The organism is Occultella glacieicola (assembly GCF_004353825.1).
GTDB lineage: Bacteria > Actinomycetota > Actinomycetes > Actinomycetales > Beutenbergiaceae > Occultella > Occultella glacieicola.
Genome location: NZ_SMNA01000011.1, coordinates 1 through 17,033, shown reverse-complemented (window position 1 = coordinate 17,033; position 17,033 = coordinate 1). Strand labels below are relative to the sequence as shown.

At 71.7% G+C, this 17,033-nt stretch carries 13 protein-coding genes; 10 read left to right on the top strand and 3 right to left on the bottom strand.

Features of this window, described 5'->3' with window-relative positions:
* Position 1: 1 nt before the first annotated feature.
* From EXU48_RS19440 to EXU48_RS19410, 7 genes are all read left to right on the top strand, one after another.
* Positions 2-1,573 (top strand): gluconokinase, encoded by a 1,572-nt coding sequence (locus tag EXU48_RS19440; RefSeq protein WP_133109354.1) that lies wholly within the window; start codon positions 2-4, stop codon positions 1,571-1,573.
* Positions 1,574-1,747: 174 nt separating this feature from the next.
* The gene (locus tag EXU48_RS19435; protein WP_133109353.1) at positions 1,748-2,893 is read left to right on the top strand and encodes an LLM class flavin-dependent oxidoreductase; all 1,146 of its coding nucleotides are present in this window, start codon (positions 1,748-1,750) and stop codon (positions 2,891-2,893) included.
* Positions 2,890-3,378, top strand: coding sequence for a MarR family winged helix-turn-helix transcriptional regulator (locus tag EXU48_RS19430; protein WP_133109352.1), 489 nt, complete (start codon positions 2,890-2,892; stop codon positions 3,376-3,378). Before EXU48_RS19435 ends, EXU48_RS19430 begins: the two co-directional genes overlap by 4 nt.
* Positions 3,375-3,950, top strand: coding sequence for a CE1759 family FMN reductase (locus tag EXU48_RS19425; protein WP_133109351.1), 576 nt, complete (start codon positions 3,375-3,377; stop codon positions 3,948-3,950). The genes EXU48_RS19430 and EXU48_RS19425 overlap by 4 nt, the downstream gene beginning before the upstream one ends.
* A gap of 163 nt (positions 3,951-4,113) precedes the next feature.
* Positions 4,114-5,571, top strand: coding sequence for a sulfatase-like hydrolase/transferase (locus EXU48_RS19420; RefSeq protein ID WP_133109350.1), 1,458 nt, complete (start codon positions 4,114-4,116; stop codon positions 5,569-5,571).
* A 32-nt stretch (positions 5,572-5,603) separates the two neighbouring features.
* Positions 5,604-6,917, top strand: coding sequence for an ABC transporter substrate-binding protein (locus tag EXU48_RS19415; RefSeq protein WP_133109349.1), 1,314 nt, complete (start codon positions 5,604-5,606; stop codon positions 6,915-6,917).
* A gap of 70 nt (positions 6,918-6,987) precedes the next feature.
* Positions 6,988-8,013 (top strand): LacI family DNA-binding transcriptional regulator, encoded by a 1,026-nt coding sequence (locus EXU48_RS19410; protein WP_207947833.1) that lies wholly within the window; start codon positions 6,988-6,990, stop codon positions 8,011-8,013.
* Between the two features lie 33 nt (positions 8,014-8,046).
* Here EXU48_RS19410 and EXU48_RS19405 read toward each other — a convergent pair whose 3' ends face one another.
* Positions 8,047-8,436 carry a type II toxin-antitoxin system VapC family toxin gene (locus EXU48_RS19405; protein WP_235857149.1) on the bottom strand — a complete coding sequence of 130 codons (390 nt, stop codon included), beginning with the start codon at positions 8,434-8,436 and terminating at the stop codon, positions 8,047-8,049.
* Complete coding sequence (locus EXU48_RS19400; RefSeq protein ID WP_133109347.1) at positions 8,433-8,669, bottom strand: type II toxin-antitoxin system Phd/YefM family antitoxin; 237 nt, start codon at positions 8,667-8,669, stop codon at positions 8,433-8,435. The genes EXU48_RS19405 and EXU48_RS19400 overlap by 4 nt, the downstream gene beginning before the upstream one ends.
* A gap of 259 nt (positions 8,670-8,928) precedes the next feature.
* On the opposite strand from EXU48_RS19400, the gene leuS reads away from it, so the two are divergent.
* The 3 genes from leuS (at position 8,929) to EXU48_RS19385 (ending at position 15,123) form a co-directional block, all read left to right on the top strand.
* Positions 8,929-11,883: a leucine--tRNA ligase gene (gene leuS, locus EXU48_RS19395; RefSeq protein WP_133109346.1), complete on the top strand. Its 2,955-nt coding sequence runs from the start codon at positions 8,929-8,931 to the stop codon at positions 11,881-11,883.
* Between the two features lie 326 nt (positions 11,884-12,209).
* The gene (locus EXU48_RS19390) at positions 12,210-13,538 is read left to right on the top strand and encodes a phosphotransferase (protein WP_133109345.1); all 1,329 of its coding nucleotides are present in this window, start codon (positions 12,210-12,212) and stop codon (positions 13,536-13,538) included.
* Between the two features lie 229 nt (positions 13,539-13,767).
* Positions 13,768-15,123: an MFS transporter gene (locus EXU48_RS19385; protein WP_133109344.1), complete on the top strand. Its 1,356-nt coding sequence runs from the start codon at positions 13,768-13,770 to the stop codon at positions 15,121-15,123.
* Positions 15,124-15,187: 64 nt separating this feature from the next.
* On the opposite strand, the gene EXU48_RS19380 is transcribed toward EXU48_RS19385, so the two are convergent.
* Positions 15,188-17,033 (bottom strand): helicase HerA-like domain-containing protein (locus EXU48_RS19380; RefSeq protein ID WP_407938759.1); only part of this gene is annotated, 1,846 nt, incomplete at its 5' end.

Here is a 17,033-nt window from a genome sequence, read left to right as displayed (position 1 = left end):
GATGGCGGGCCCGCTCCCGGTGCTGATCGGTCTCGACGTCGGCACCACGGCCGCGAAGGTGGCCGCCTTCGAGGTGGCCGACGCGACCGGGGCGGGCCGGTCCGCCACGGCCGTGGGGGCCGCGGCCGCGGAGGCGCTGCGCGAGTACCGGCTCGAGCAGCCCCACCCGGGCTGGCAGGTGCAGGACCCGGCCGCCATCCTGGCCGCGATCGACGCGGCCCTCGCGGACGTCGTCGCCTCGCTGGACGGTCGGCGGATCCTCGGGGTGTCTGTGTCCACCGCCATGCACGGGCTGATCGGGCTCGGCGCCGACTCGGTGCCACTGACCCCGCTGATCACGTGGGCCGACGCCCGTTCGGCACCGCAGGCCCGGGAACTGCGCGCGGCCGGTCGTGGCGCGGAGCTGCTCCGGCTGACCGGCACCCCGGTGCACCCGATGAGCCCGCTGGTCAAGCTCAGGTGGCTCGGCCGGCACGAGCCGGACCTGGTCGCGCGGGCCCGGTGGTGGATCGGCCTGAAGGACCTCGTCCTGGAGCACCTGACCGGTCACCTGGTCACCGAACTCTCCAGCGCCTCGGCCACCGGGCTGTTCGACGTGCACTCGCGCGCCTGGTCCCCGGAGGCGCTGGCCCTGGCCGGGATCAGCGCCGACCAGCTGCCGGAGGTGCTGCCGACCACCGCCACCCTGCCGCTGGCCGCGGAGGTCGCCGATGCCACCGGCCTGACCGCGGGCCTGCCGGTGGCGGTCGGCGCGGCGGACGGCCCGCTCGGGAACCTCGGCACCGGTGCGATCACGCCGGGCATCGCCGGGTTGTCCCTCGGCACCAGCGGGGCCGTCCGGATGGCGGTGAACGGCCCGGTCACCGACGACGCCGGCCGGCTGTTCTGCTACGCGCTCACCGAGGACCTGTGGGTGCTCGGCGGGGCCGTCAGCAACGGCGGTATCACGCTGCGGTGGGCGGGGGAGACGTTCACTCCGGACCTGCTCACCCACGGCCACGCGGACACCGAACTGCTCGCGCTCGCGACCCAGGTCCCGGCCGGCGCGGACGGACTCGTCATGCTTCCGTACGTGCTCTCCGAACGGGCGCCGCTGTGGGACCCGGACCTGACCGGCGCTTTCCTCGGGGTGCGCCACCATCACGGCCGGGCCCACTTCCTGCGGGCCGCGGTCGAGGGCGTGTGCCTGCAGGTCGCCACCATCGTCGACCTGCTGGACGCGACCGCGCCGGTACGGGCCGTGCGGGCCACCGGCGGGCCGTTCCGGGCCCAGCTGTGGCGCCAGGTCATGGCCGCCACGATCGGGCGGCCGTTCGCGATCGCCTCCGACGCGGGCGGCACCGCCCTCGGTGCCGCCGCCCTCGGCTGGTACGCCCTCGACGGCGCCGCCGACCTGGCCACCGCGCTGCAGGCGGTCGGTGGTCCCGGCGGTGAGGGAGGGGTCGACGGCGGCACTCAGGTCCCCGTGTCCGCGGACCTGGTCGCCGGGTACGCCACCCGCCGGTCCCGGCTGCCCGAGTTGATCCGCTCCCTGGCCGAGGTGGCCGACGTCTTCGAGAACGCCCGCCCCTGACCGACCGTCCGGCTGTGGGTCGCGCTCGAACGCAAGTTTATTGGCCTGTCTCCTCGGATCGGGGCCAACAACCTCGCGTTCGAGCGGCGAGCCATCATCCGGGAATACCTGACGCCGTCGTACGTTGAAGCCCTTGGAATCATGCAAATGCATGAAGATCGAGGAGGAGTTCAGATGCAGTTCGGGATCTTCACCGTCGGGGACGTCACCACCGACCCGACCACCGGCCAGACCCCCACCGAGGGCGAACGGATCAAGGCGATCCTGACGATCGCCAAGCACGCCGAGGACGTCGGCCTGGACGTGTTCGCCACCGGGGAGCACCACAACCCGCCGTTCGTCCCCTCCTCGCCGACCACGATGCTCGGCTACCTCGCCGCGCAGACGTCGAAGATCATCCTGTCCACCTCGACGACCCTGATCACGACGAACGACCCGGTGAAGATCGCCGAGGACTTCGCGATGCTCCAGCACGTCTCCGACGGTCGCGCGGACCTGATGCTCGGCCGCGGCAACACCGGCCCGGTCTACCCCTGGTTCGGCAAGGACATCCGCCAGGCGATCCCGCTGACCGTGGAGAACTACCAGCTCCTGCGCCAGCTGTGGGACGAGGAGGTGGTGGACTGGGAGGGCCGGTTCCGCACCCCGCTGCAGGGCTTCACGTCCACCCCGCGCCCGCTCGACGGCGTCGCCCCGTTCGTGTGGCACGGCTCGATCCGTTCCCCGCAGGTGGCCGAGCTCGCCGCGTTCTACGGCGACGGCTTCTTCGCGAACAACATCTTCTGGCCCAAGGAGCACTTCAAGCAGCTGATCGGCCTGTACCGCCAGCGCTTCGAGCACTACGGGCACGGCAGTGCCGACCAGGCGATCGTCGGCCTCGGCGGGCAGGTGTTCATGCGCAAGAACTCCCAGGACGCCGTGCGCGAGTTCCGGCCGTACTTCGACAACGCGCCGGTCTACGGCGGCGGCCCCTCGCTGGAGGAGTTCACCGATGCCACCCCGCTGACCGTCGGCAGCCCGCAGGAGGTCATCGACAAGACCCTCGAGTTCCGCGAGTCCTTCGGTGACTACCAGCGCCAACTGTTCCTGATGGACCACGCCGGCCTGCCGCTGAAGACCGTGCTCGAGCAACTCGACCTGCTCGGCGGCGAGGTGGTTCCGGCGCTGCGCGCCGAGTTCGCGAAGAACCGGCCGGCGCACGTGCCGGACGGCCCCACGCACGCGGCGCTGGTCGCGGCCAGGGGTGCTGAGGTCGACCTCACCGACGTCACCCAGGGCGAGGTCGTCAAGGACACCGTCACCGGCCGCACCGCGTCATGACCACCCGGACCGCCGCGACGGCGTGGGAGTCGCTGTTCCGCACGCAGGTCACGCTGATGCAGCGGTTCGAGGCTGCGAAGGACTTCGAGCCGCTCAGCTCACGCGAGTACGACGTGCTGTTCAACCTCTCCCGGATGCCCGACGGCGCCGCTCGCCTTCGCGACCTGAACGCCCGGTTGCTGATCTCGCAACCGAGTCTGTCGCGGATGGTCGACCGGCTCGCCGGTGCCGGGCTGGTCGCCCGGCGGGAGGCCGACGACGACGGTCGCGGCGTGGTCGTCGTCCTCACCGACGCGGGGGCGCTGCTGCAGAAGCAGATCGGACGGCGGCACGTGCGTCACATCGCGGCGCTCGTCGACGCCGGGCTCGACGACGACGACCAGGCCGCCCTGACCCGCATCTGCGAGCGGCTGCGGGCCGCCGTGTCCGACGCCCCCACCACCACCCCCACGACTCGTACCCGAACGGAGCTCCGATCCTCATGAGCCGGACCCTGAAGATCGTCGCCCTCACCGGCGGCGTCGGCTTCCCCTCGACCACCCGGACCCTGACCGACGACCTGCTCGCCGCCGTCGCCGAGGCCGCGACGACCGCAGGCGTCGAGGTCGATCTGCGCACCGTCGAGGCGCGCGAGCATGCGGTCGACGTCGCGAACGCGACCGTGCTCGGTCTGCCCAGCCCCGCGCTGGACGAGGCCCTGCGCGCCGTCGAGGGTGCGGATCTGCTGATCGCGGCGAGCCCGGTGTTCCGGGGCTCGTACGCGGGCATCTTCAAGGCCTTCCTTGACCTCGTGGACCCGGTCGCGATGCGGGGCAAGAGTGTGCTGCTCGGCGCCACCGGCGGATCCTCACGGCACCAGCTCGCGATCGATCAGGCCCTGCGACCGCTGTTCGCCTACTTCGGCGCGCTGATCGCCCCGACGGCGGTGTACGCCTCCACGGACGACTTCGGGGTGGCCGGAACCGCCACGCCGGCCCTGGCCGAGCGGATCGGCCGCGCCGGTGACGAGGCGCTGCGGCTCGCCCTCGCGACGGCGCGGACCCACGCCGGAGCCTGAGTCCGCGCGCGGCGGGTCGGGCCGGCATTTCGTCGGCCCGACCGCGCTCGGCCGTCGGCGGGTATCGGTACAGCGCTAGAGATTGCCCTCCCGAGCCTCTGGACTTCCCGTTCTACAGCGCTGTAGATTCCTTTCCACCCCCGCGAGAGGAACCTCCGACCCCATGACCTCCAGCAACCGGCCGAACATCGTGCTGCTGATGACCGACCAGCAGCGCGCCGGCTTCACGGCGGGCGAGGGCGGCCCGGACACGATGCCGCGGCTGGACCGGTTGCTCGCCGGTGGCGCCCGGTTCCCGCGCGCGTACACCTCCAGCCCGGTGTGCGTGCCGGCCCGCACCAGTCTGCTCACCGGCAGGTTCCCGAGCGCCCACGGCGTACGTCAGAACAGCACCGCGGAGTTCGCGCGCTACGCCACCGATCTGCTCGACCTGCTCCGCGGCGCCGGCTACTCGCTGCACTTCAGCGGCAAGCCGCACATGCATCGGGGCCCGGCCGACTTCGACACCTTCAACGGGCCGTACCTGCACGACGGCGGACCGGGCACCGATCCGGTCCACGTCGCCTTCGACGCGTGGTTGCGCGAGCTGGACCACGGCGTGTCCGCCGTGCCGACCCCGTTCGGGGTCCGGGCCCAGCTCCCGTACCGGATCGTCGACGGAGCCGTCGACGCGCTCGCACGCACCGCCGTCGAGCAGCCCTTCCTCCTCTGGTTGTCCTTCCCGGAGCCCCATAACCCCTACCAGGTTCCCGAGCCGTACTTCAGCATGTTCGCCGAGGCCGAGGTGCCGGAGCGGGCCGTCGGCCCCGAGGTCCTGGACTCCCTCGACTGGCGCTACCGCTGGCTGCGCAGGCTGATCGAGGACAAGCGGCCGGGCTACGACGCGCACTGGCGGCGCTACCGAGCGAACTACCTCGGCATGCTGCGCCTGATCGACGACCAGATCGGGCGGCTGCTGGACCACCTCGGCGACGTGTGCGAGAACACCCTGTTCGTGTTCCTGGCCGACCACGGCGACTTCCTCGGTGACTACGGACTGCAGCGCAAGGGTGCCGGGATGTCGGACGCACTGATGCGTATTCCACTGGCCATCCGCGGACCGGGGATCGTGCCGCAGCGCCGGGACGAGCTCGTCTCGATGGTCGACCTGCTCCCGACGATCGCCGAGTGGCTCGACGAGCCCATCCCGGCCGGCGTGCAGGGCCGTTCTCTGGCCCCGCTGCTGCGTGGCGCCCCGGCCCCGGGGGGCGAGTTCGGCAGCATCCTCGGTGAGTCCGGCTACGGCGGTGTCTCCTACACCGAGGCGGACCGGCCCCCCCTGCACTTCCCCTACGACGGGCCCACCTTCGACGAGCTGAACAGCGTCACGATGAGCGGCGAGATGCGGATGCTGGTCGCCGGCGACTTCAAACTCGTCGTCGACGACACGGGCGCGGACGCCCTGTTCGACCTCGTCAACGACCCCGCCGAGACCCACGATCTCAGCGACGACCCCGCGTACGGCGAGATCCGTGCCGACCTGCACCGCCGGCTCGTCCAGTGGCTGCTGCGCGCCGCGGACGACCTACCCCAGGGGCACTACCAACCCCGTCACCGTCCCCACAACTGGCGCTGGGCCTGACCGGGCCCACGCCGCGACCAATGGAGGTCACCGTGTCAACGATCGATCGACGTGCATTCCTCGGCGCCGGGGGCGCCGCCCTCGTGGCCGGCGCCCTGGCCGGTTGCCGCTCCGCCGGCGGTGGCTCCGGTTCCGACGGCTCGGGCGGCGGGCCGGACGGGGACGCTCTGCGGGTCGCCTGGTACGGCGGCCAGCCGGCGCACGAGGGCATCGAGGGGGCCCTGGCGGCGTTCGGTGAGGACCACCCCGACTCCTCGATCGCCACCGAGAAGGCTCCCTTCGGCGACTACTGGGACCGGCTGGCCACCCAGGTGGCCGGCGGTGACGGGCCGGACGTGCTGCGGATGTCCATGACGTTCCTGGCGGAGTACGCCGACCGGGGCGCCCTGCTGGACCTCGGTGACTACGTGGGCGAGGTCATCGACACCGACGCACTGGACGAGGACGTGGCCACCAGTGGCGCCCTGAACGACGGCCTCTACGGGATCGGCCAGTCCTCGATCACGCACGCCACGTTCCGGAACACCGGCCTGGCGTCCGAGCACGGCCTCGAGCTGCCCGAGCAGTGGAGCTGGGCCGACTTCACCGAGTTCTGCACCTCCTTCGCCGAGGCGGCCGGGCCGGGCAAGTACGGGTCGACGGACGCCGGCGGCGACTTCCAGATGTTCGAGGTCTGGGCTCGCCAGCACGGAACCGACCTGTTCGACGAGCAGGGCCTGGCCGTGGGTGCCGGCGTCATCGAGGAGTGGCTGGTGATGTGGCAGGACCTGCGGGCCGCCGGGGCCGTGCCCCCGCCGGACGTCACGGCCGAGAGCGACACGTTCGAGACGTCGCAGCTCTCGCAGCTCAACGCCGCGGTCACGTTCGGCTGGGTGCAGCAGGTCGCGTTCCTGCAGCCGCTGGTTCCCGAGCACCCGCTCGCCGTCGGTCCGGTGCCGGGACTGACGGCGGGGTCCCTGGACGGGCAGTTCGTCAAGGCGCTCGACTTCTGGTGCGTCATGAACACCTCGGCGAACCAGGACACCGCTGCCGAGCTGATCGACTTCCTCCTGAACGACGAGCGTGCGGTCACCTCCATCGGGCTGACCCTCGGGGTGCCACCGTCGGAGAGCTCGCGTGAGCTGCTCGCCCTGGACCCGGAGACCGCGGAGGGACGGGCCGTCGCGTTCGTGGACGAGATCGCCGGCCAGGTCGGGCCGTCTCCGGAGGCGTGGCCCACCGGCTACGGCGAACTGCAGGGCACTGCGTTCCCGCGCCTGAACCAGGACGTCGGGTTCGGTGCCGCGACCCCGGCCGACGCCGCCGCCCAGTTCGTCGACGAGGCCGCCCGCGTCTTCGGATCGTGACCGGCGCCCGGTCCGGGGGCGCGCCCCTCGGCCCGCAACCGGGCGGCACGGCTCCGGTAGGGTGACCGCCGTGGTCCAGGACCGGAGGTCGCCGCAGCCGCGGCTCACCGATGTCGCCGAGATCGCGGGTGTGTCGATGAAGACGGTCTCCAACGTGATCAACGGGTACGCGCACGTGACCGAGCGCACCCGCACCCGCGTCCTCGCCGCGATAGCGGAGGTGGGCTACCGCCCGAACCTCTCGGCCCGCAACCTCGCCCGCGGTCGGTCCGGGGTGATCGCACTCGTGGTGCCCCGGTTGGAGATGCCGTACTTCGCGGCGCTCGCCGGCCGGGTCGTCGAACGGGCCGAGGCCCGCGGGTGGTTCGTGCTCATCCACGAGAGCGGCGGCGACCACGCGGCTGAGCGGGAGGCGCTCGAGGGCCGCTTCCCGCAGCGGATCGACGGCCTCATCGTGAGCGCCCAGCACCTGGCGCCGTCGGACCTGGCCGAGCGCACCGACCGCACCCCGCTGGTGCTCCTCGGTGAGCAGACGTTCGGCGACGCGGCCCACCACGTGGCGATCGACAACACCGAGGCCGCACGCGCCGCCGTCGAGCATCTCCTCGATCTCGGCAGACGCCGGATCGCGCTGGTCGGGGCGACCGCCGGGCCCCGCCAGGAAGGCTACGTCGAGGCGCTCGAATCCGCGGGCCTGCCGGTGCTTCCCGAGCTGATGGTGCCGATCACGGCCAACTCGGGGGAGGAGGGCGAACGCGCGGCCCGGGCCCTGCTCGAACTCGGCGCCGCAGCCCCCGACGGGATCTTCGCCGTGACCGACTGGGTTGCCCTCGGCGCGATGCGTGCGCTGCACCTGCGCGGCCTGCACGTGCCGGACGACGTGGCTGTGGTCGGCTTCGACGACATCCCGTACGCGCGGGCGGTCACGCCCTCGCTGACCACGATCTCCCCGGACCGGTCGGCGCTCGCCGAGGTGGCGTTGCGGATGCTCGAGGCGCAGCTCGCGGCCGGGACCGGGCCGGCGGCGGCCGTCGACGAGAAGGTTCCGTTCACGCTCGTGGTCCGCGAGAGCACTGCGGGGATCGACGCGACCTGACGACGCGGGAACCATTGGTGGCGAGAGTGGCGCTCACCAGGACAGGGTCTCGACCTCGGCGTGCGCGATGATGGCGCGGTCGAGGGTGACCAGGACGAGCCCTTCGAGCAGTGCCTGTGCGACGAGCATCCGGTCGAACGGGTCACGATGCGCCCAATCCATACCGCCTGCATAGAGCATGTGCGGACCGGACAACGGGAGTTCGTCGGCCAGGAAGCTCGACAGGACGCGCTGCCAGCCGGTCGTGATCGCGTGGCCACCCGTGAGCCTTCCCAGCCTGGTCTTGAGTGCGATCTCCATCGCCGAGGCGCTCGAGACCACGCGGCCCGACGCCTGCGCCAGTTGGTTCCGAGTCTCGACCGGTACCCGTTCGGCCTCATTCGCCAACCACAGCAGGACGTGGGTGTCGAGGAGGTATCTCATGGCGTCCCGTCCCAGCGCGACAACTCGTCCTCGGGAAGTTCCTCGAAGAACTCCGGCCCGACGACGAGGCCGGGCACGAGTCCGCCGAACACGGGGGCGACCGGTTGGGCGGGCCGCAGTTCGGCCACCGGCCTGCCGGCGCGCGCGATCGTGATCGACTCCCCGGCCTCAACCCGCTTGAGCAGCTCGGACAAGCGAGTCTTCGCCTCCTGGACGTTGACCTGGGCACCCATGTGGCAAGGCTAGATTGGTCTGGTCTGGTTGACCAGACCAATCACTGCGCGGGAATCGTCGCGGCTGCGCGGATCGGGCTGCGGTAGGCTGGTGGGCATGTTCTTCACGGACTCGCTGCTTAGCCAGCCGCGCTGATCTTCAGCGGGCGCCCCTTGTGGCGCCGCGTCAGCGCGGCCGACCTCCCTTATCCGGGAGGTCTTCTCATGTCAGCCTCCGTGACGCCGCCGCCTGTCGGTGGCCCTGCCCAAGGAAACGCACATGTCTGAGCACCACGCCTCCGTCACCGATACCGCCGTCACCGACGCCGCCATCCCAGCCCACCGCTACACCGCGGACCTGGCGGCGCACATCGAACTCTCCTGGCAGGCGCGGTGGGCCGCCGAGGGAACCTTCAACGCGCCGAACCCGACCGGCGGGTTGGCCGGCGACGGCGAGGTTCCCGCCGAGAAGTTCTATGTGCTGGACATGTTCCCCTACCCCTCGGGCAAGGGGCTGCACGTGGGGCATCCGCTGGGCTACATCGCCACCGACGTCGTGGGCCGGTTCAAGCGGATGACCGGCGCGAACGTGCTGCACGCCCTGTCCTATGACGCGTTCGGGCTGCCGGCCGAGCAGTACGCCGTGCAGACCGGCCAGCACCCGCGCATCACCACCGACGAGAACATCGAGACGATGCGGCGCCAGCTGCTGCGGATGGGCCTGGCGCACGACGAGCGTCGCTCCTTCGCCACCACCGACTCCGGCTATGTGCGCTGGACCCAGTGGATCTTCCTGCAGATCTTCAACTCCTGGTACGACCACGACGCGCCGCGGCCCGGCGGCGGCGTGGGCGCCGCGCGCCCGATCGGCGAGCTGGTCGCGCGGTTCGAGTCGGGGGAGCGGGCCACCGGCAACGGTCGGGCTTGGGCCGACCTGACCGCGGCCGAGCGTGAGGACGTGCTGGGCACCCACCGCCTGGCCTACGTCGCGGACGTCCCGGTGAACTGGTGCCCGGGCCTGGGCACGGTGCTGGCCAACGAGGAGGTCACCGCGGACGGTCGCTCCGAGCGCGGCAACTTCCCGGTGTTCAAGCGCAACCTGCGCCAGTGGATGATGCGGATCACCGCCTACGGTGACCGGCTGGTGGATGACCTGGACCGGCTGGACTGGCCGGAGAAGGTCAAGACCATGCAGCGCAACTGGATCGGGCGCTCCGAGGGGGCCCGGGTCACCTTCGCGGTCGCGGGGGGCGACGGCGGTGCTTCCGTCGCCGCGACGGGCGCGGCTCCCGCGGTGGCCGAGATCGAGGTCTTCACCACCCGGCCGGACACGCTGTTCGGTGCGACGTTCATGGTGCTGGCACCCGAGCACCCGCTGCTGGACGCCGGCGTGCCCGCCGAGTGGCCCGAGGGGACCCACTCCGCGTGGACCGGTGGGCACACGAGGCCGGCGGACGCCGTCGCCGCGTATCGGGCGCAGGCCGCCGCCAAGACCGACATCGAGCGCCAGGCCGAGGGCCGGGAGAAGTCCGGGGTGTTCACCGGGCTGTTCGCCGTCAACCCCGTCAACGGCAACCGGCTGCCGGTGTTCATCGCCGACTACGTGCTGGTCGGCTACGGCACCGGCGCCATCATGGCCGTGCCGGGCGGTGACCAGCGCGACCACGCCTTCGCCACCGCCTACCAGTTGCCGATCGTGCACACCGTGGAACCGCCGTCGGGCTTCGACGGCGGTGCCTACACGGGCGACGGCGTCACCATCAACTCCGCGAACGACGAGGTCAGCTTGAACGGGCTGGACGTCGCCGAGGCGAAGCGCGCGATCACCGCCTGGCTGGAGGACAAGGGCGTCGGCACCGCCACGGTCACCTACCGGCTGCGGGACTGGCTGTTCTCCCGGCAGCGGTACTGGGGCGAGCCGTTCCCGGTGGTCTACGACGACGACGGCCGCGTGATCGCGCTGCCGGACGAGCTGCTGCCGGTCGAGCTGCCCGAGGTCCCGGACTTCTCCCCGCGCACCTACGCCGACGATGACGCGGACTCCTCCCCGGAGCCCCCGCTGGCCCGCGCCGACGAGTGGGTCAACGTCGAGCTGGACCTGGGTGACGGGCCCAAGGTCTACCGTCGCGACACGAACACGATGCCGAACTGGGCCGGTTCCTGCTGGTACGAACTGCGCTACCTGGACCCGGCGAACACCGCCGCGATGGTCGACCCGGAGATCGAGAAGTACTGGATGGGCCCGCGCACCGGCCCGGACGGCACGGTGACCACCGGCGGGGCCGACCTGTACGTCGGCGGCGTCGAGCACGCGGTGCTGCACCTGCTGTATGCCCGGTTCTGGCACAAGGTCCTGTTCGACCTGGGGCACATCTCCAGCGTGGAGCCGTTCCACAAGCTGTTCAACCAGGGCTACATCCAGGCGTACGCCTACACCGACGCCCGCGGCGTGCATGTGCCGGCCGAGGAGGTCGTCGAGGAGGTCGGCTCCGACGGGGACCCGGTGTGGACCTGGAACGGCCAGGTGGTCCAGCGCGAGTACGGCAAGATGGGCAAGTCCCTGAAGAACATGGTCACCCCGGACGAGATGTACTCCGCGTACGGCGCGGACACGTTCCGGGTCTACGAGATGAGCATGGGTCCGCTGGACGTCTCGCGGCCGTGGGACACCCGCGCCGTGGTCGGCGCGCAGCGGTTCCTGCAGCGGCTGTGGCGCAACGCCGTCGACGAGGACACCGGTGAGCTGACCGTGACCGATGCCCCGGCGGACGAGGAGACCCGTCGCGTGGTGGCCCGCACGATCGCGGACGTGCGCACCGAGATGTCCGCGATGCGCCCGAACACGGCGATCGCGAAGCTGATCGTGCTGAACAACCACCTGACCTCCGTCCCGCGGGTGGCCCGCGAGGCGATCGAGCCGCTGGTGCTGATGACCGCGCCGGTGGCCCCGCACATCGCCGAGGAGCTGTGGGCACGGCTGGGCCACGACGAGTCGCTGACCTACCACCCGTTCCCGGAGCCGGACGAGGCGTTGCTGGTCGCGGAGACCGTGACCTGTGTGGTGCAGGTGCAGGGCAAGGTCCGCGACCGGCTGGAGGTGCCGCCGTCGATCGGCGAGGACGAGCTGCGGGAGCTGGCGCTGGCCGCCCCCGCCGTGCAGCGCGCCCTGGACGGTCGGGGCATCCGCAAGGTGATCGTCCGAGCACCGAAGCTGGTCAATATCGTTCCGGCCTGAGGGGCGATCGCTTCTCCGGCAGGTACGACCTGCGCGAACGCCGCCGAGGCGTGCGACATCGGAACACCCGAGGCGGCGGCTCGTCGCGGGTGGCGCGGCCGCCGCCCACGCCGGGCCCGGCGCACCCGGCTGACCCGGCCGAGGCCGGCGGTGAGGGTGCGGAAGTGGGCGCCGGTTCAGCACTCCCGCGCCGGCGGTGAGGGTGCGGAAATGGCGACCATTTCAGCACTCTCGACAGGGTGAGCCGCGCGGTGGGGCGACGCGCCCGGCGGTGAGGGTGCGGAAATGGCGACCATTTCAGCACTCTCGACAGGCAGGATGGGCCCATGACGGCGTCGCGGGAGCAGGACGGGTGGGTCTGGGTCGCCGCGATCGCCGGCACCGACCTGCTCACCACGCTCGCCGCGGACGGCACCCGCACCCTGCCGAGCGTTCCGGGCCGATGGCTCTCGGCAACCGAGTTGCGAGCGGCGACCGGCCTCCCGGCGGCGCGGCCGGTCGCCCCGGCCCGGCTGGTCGGTGACCACACGGTGGTGCAGGTGCTCGACGTCCCCGACCCGCCCTCATGGCCCACCGGTCAGCGCGTCGCGGTGGACCACCTCGACCGGCTGACGCTGCCCGAGGAGGTGCGTGCCGCCGTCGTGCTCGCCCTCGCCGAGCGCGACGGCGTCGTCCCGACCCCGCCGGCCCGCCCCGACTGGTACCGGACCGGCTGGCTCGACGAGGCGACCGCGTGGCTCGATCGGCAGATCGCCGCGCTCGGCCTACGTCGCGAGGGACCGGGCGAACCGGTCAAGATCTGGTGCCTGTCCGCCGTCGTCCGCTTCGACTGCCGCGGCGACGGCGGCGCGAACGTGCCGCTGTACCTCAAGGCCGCGTGCGACTGGTTCCACGCCGAGCCGGCGATCACGGTCGCGGTCGGTGCCCTGGACCCCGAACGGGTGCCGACGGTCCGTGCGACGGACCCGGCCCGTGGCTGGCTCCTGCTCGACCCGCTCCCCGAGACCGACGCCGGCGGGGCCGCCGAACCCGAGGGCGCGGACGTGGCCCTCGGGACGGCGCGGACGATGGCCGAACTGCAGCGTCGCTCGCTGGAGCACGTCGACGCGCTCAGGGGCGCCGGTTGTCCCGATCGCACCATCGAGCCGACCCTGGCGGCATTCGCCGACGTCCTCACCGGCAGCGTCGAACTGTCCCGGCTGACCGAGCACGAACGCGCGGGACTGCCCGCGCTCGGACGCCGCGTCGAGAAGCACCTGCGGGAGCTGGCCGAGTGCGGCGTCCCTGACACGCTCACCCACGGCGACCTGCACCTCGGCAACGTCGCCACCGGTGCCGGCCGGCTGGTCATCTACGACTGGACCGACGCGGCGATCGCCCACCCGTTCCTGGACGCCGCGCTGCTCGCGAACGGCCGACGGGAGAAGGACCCGGCCGCGGGGAACGCCGTGCTCGAGGAGTTCGCCACCGTCTGGCGCGCGCACGCACCGGGAGCGGACACCGACCGCGCGCTCGCTCTCGCACCGATCGCGAACCTGGTCCACCAGTGCATCTCCTACGAGGGGATCGCCCGATCCCTGGAACCCGACTCCAGGTGGGAGCTGGCCGGCGTGGTCGCCGCCAACCTGCGCCGACTCCTGGAGCAGCTCGGGTAGCAGCGCCGGCGCGACGCCAACGAGGTCGCCTGCGCACGCGCGCCCCCGCCCGGTCCGGGACACCCGCTCCGGGGCAACGCATGGCAACCCCGGAACAACTCCCGGCAACCACCCGGCAACGGGTGGCAACAGATGTCCGGAGGTTGCCATCGACTGCCTCAATGGAGGCACACCACCAACCCCCCGGTCGGCCCTGTCGGACCCTCCGGCGGCTGCAGAGAGGCAGATCATGAGTGTGCTCGACGAAGTGAAGGGCGCCGGCCGGACGGCGACCGCCGACCCGGTCGCCCCGACCGGTCCGGTCGCGACCGAGACCCCGGAGACGAAGGGCCGCGGCAAGGCCGTCGGCGCCCTCGCGGTCGCAGGAGCGATCGACAACTCCGAGAACTCGCTCATCAACACGTTCTTCCCGCTGATCCGGGACGCGTTCGGGCTCTCCCTCGGGGCGCTCGGCATCCTGGCCAGCCTGGCCCGGTTCGCCCGGATGATCTTCGGACCGGCCTGGGCGCTCGCCGCCGACCGCTACGGCCGCAAGAAGGTCCTGTTCATCGTCACCGGCGTCTGGGGGCTGTGGACCGCCGCCGCCGGCCTCGCGCCGAACTTCACCTGGTTGGTGATCCTGTACGGCATCGGCGTGATCGGCACCGTCGCCTCCGAGCCGATCGTGAACGGCCTGCTCGGCGACCTGTTCGACGACAAGACCCGCGGCCGGGCGTTCGGCACCGTCCGCGGTATCGGCTCGGTGCTCGGCATGATCCTCGGCCCGGCCATCGCCCTGTTCGCGAACGACCCGAACGGCTGGCGCTACGGCATGTTCACCATGGGTGGCCTCAGTGTCCTGTCCGGCATCCTGATCCTGCTGTTCGTCAAGGAACCCAAGCGACAGAGTTCGATCTCCGACGACCCCGACGTGGGCCGGTTCAAGATCTCCGACGCGGCGAAGCTGTTCAAGATCCCCACCATCGGCCTCCTGGCCGGCATGCTCCCGCTGGTCACCAGCCTCGTGCTGTTCTCCTTCTTCGTGACCTACATGGTCGACGTGCGCGGCTGGGACATCCCCGGCGCGGCGATCCTGTGGTCGGTGTTCGCGGCAGGCATGGCGGTGTCCGCGTTCGTCGGCGGACTCCTCGGCGACCTGTTCGTCCGCAAGTTCGGCGCCAAGGGCCGCATCATCCTCATGCAGATCTACCTGGTCGCGATGGCCGGCATGTCCTACGTGGCGCTGCAGATGGACTGGGGCAAGGGCTTCGCCATCTACGCGGTGATCTTCGCCTTCGGCCTCATCGCCTCGGTCGGGTTCTCCGCCTGCGTGCTGCCGATGGTCTCCACCGTGGCGCCCAAGCAGCTCTCGGCGACGGCGTTCGCCGTGCTGTTCTCCCTGATCCAGGGCGCGATCAGCGCGCTGATGACCCTCGCGATGGGCTTCCTGGCCGACGCCCTCGGGCTCCAGCAGGTGATGCTCTACCTGGTAACGGTCCCGTACCTGCTGAACGCCGGCTACTGGTTCCTGTTCTACCGGGTGTACCCCAAGGACGCGGCCAAGCAGGCCGAGCGCACCGCCGCGATCGAAGCGGGCACGTTCTGAGGAGGACGCTGAATCCCGAGGCGATCCCTCGCCGAACCGCAGAGAGCGGGTCGGCGGGGGATCGTCAGCGTCTGCGGGTGCCGAAGATGGACCGGGTGATCTCCCTGCCGAGTACCGTGCCGGCACTGCGCAGGAACGAATCGAGGCCGCCGCGTGCGCTCCGGGAGGTCGAGGCCCGCCGCTTCTCGGCGTCCCGCTGGGCGCGTTCGGCCTCCTTCGCCGCGTCCTGGCGCAGCTTCTCCTGCATCTGCTCCAGGTCGTCCTCCTCCTTCTCCCTCGCCTTCGCCTCGGCCTCGGCCTGCTCCGCCGCCGCGGCGGCGGCCCGGTCGGAGTCGATGCGCCGGGTCAGCAGTTCGTAGGCCGACTCGTTGTCGACCGCGGTGCCGTACGTCGCGTTCGACGGCGACCCGGCCACCATCGCGGCGAGCGTCGCCTCGGGCGCGGGGTCCATCGAGGCCTGCGGTGCCCGCAGCCTGGTCCAGGCGACCGGGGTCGGCGCCCCCTTCTCGGTGAGCACGGTGACGACCGCCTCGCCGGTGCCCAGCGAGGTCAGCAGCTCCTCGAGGTCGTAGGCGGACTCGGGGAACGTGCGCACCGTGGCTCGCAGCGCCTTCTGGTCGTCCGGGGTGAAGGCCCGTAGGGCGTGCTGGACCCGGTTGCCGAGCTGGGCGAGCACGTCGCCGGGCACGTCCTTGGGGGTCTGGGTGACGAAGAAGATCCCCACGCCCTTCGACCGGATCAGCCGCACCGTCTGGACCACCTGCGCCAGGAAGTCCTTCGAGGCGTCGTTGAAGAGCAGGTGTGCCTCGTCGAAGAAGAACACGAGCTTGGGCTTGTCGGCGTCCCCGATCTCCGGCAGGTCGCTGAACAGGTCCGCGAGCAGCCACATCAGGAACGTGGAGAACAGCGCGGGCCGGTCCTGTACCGACGGCAGTTCCAGGGCTGAGATCACGCCGCGCCCGTCCGGGGCCAGCCGGATCAGGTCGGACGTGACGAACGCGGGCTCGCCGAAGAAGACGTCCGCGCCCTGGGCCTGCAACGCGACGATCTCCCGCAGGATCACCCCGGCCGTCGCGGTCGAGATCCCGCCGATGCCCCTGAGCTCGTCCTTGCCGTCGTCGGAGGTCAGGTAGGCGATGGTCGACCGCAGGTCCTTGAGGTCGAGCAGCGCGAGTCCCTGGGCGTCGGCCCAGTGGAAGATCAGGCCGAGCGAGGACTCCTGGGTGTCGTTCAGCCCGAGCACCTTCGACAGCAGCAGCGGGCCGAAGTCGGTGACGGTGGTGCGGATGGGGGCGCCGTGCCCCATCCCGCCGAGCGAGTAGAACTCGACCGGGTAGGCGACGCCCTGCCAGTCCTGGCCGAGGCTCGTGGTGCGAGCGAGCAGCTTCTCGTTGCCCACCCCCGGCACGGCGAGGCCGGACAGGTCACCCTTGATGTCGGCGAGGAACACCGGGACCCCGGCCGCCGACAAGCCCTCCGCCATCCCCTGCAGCGTGCGGGTCTTGCCGGTCCCGGTGGCGCCGGCGACCAGTCCGTGGCGGTTCATCATCGACAGCGGCAGGCCGATCTGGGCGCCCGCGATCGCCCGGTCGCCCTCGACGAGCGCGCCGAGGGGCAGCATGCCGCCCTCGAACCGGTAGCCGGCGACGATCGCGGCCGCGGACTCGGACAGGTCGGCGCCCGACGGCGGTGCCTGGGTGGCGCTGTCGGCCGCCGGTCCGGTGTCGGTGGTCTCGGTGGGGGCCGACGGCGGGGCATCGGTCGCGTCGTCACCTGTCGGTTCGGGGCCGGTGGGGTCAGGCGCGCCGACGGGGTCCACGTCCGGTTCCGGCGCCGGCGCCTCGCGTGCGTCGGAGCGCTGGTCGGACCCAGCCGCGGCGGCCTCGGCCGCCGCGAGCGCCGCCCGGGCC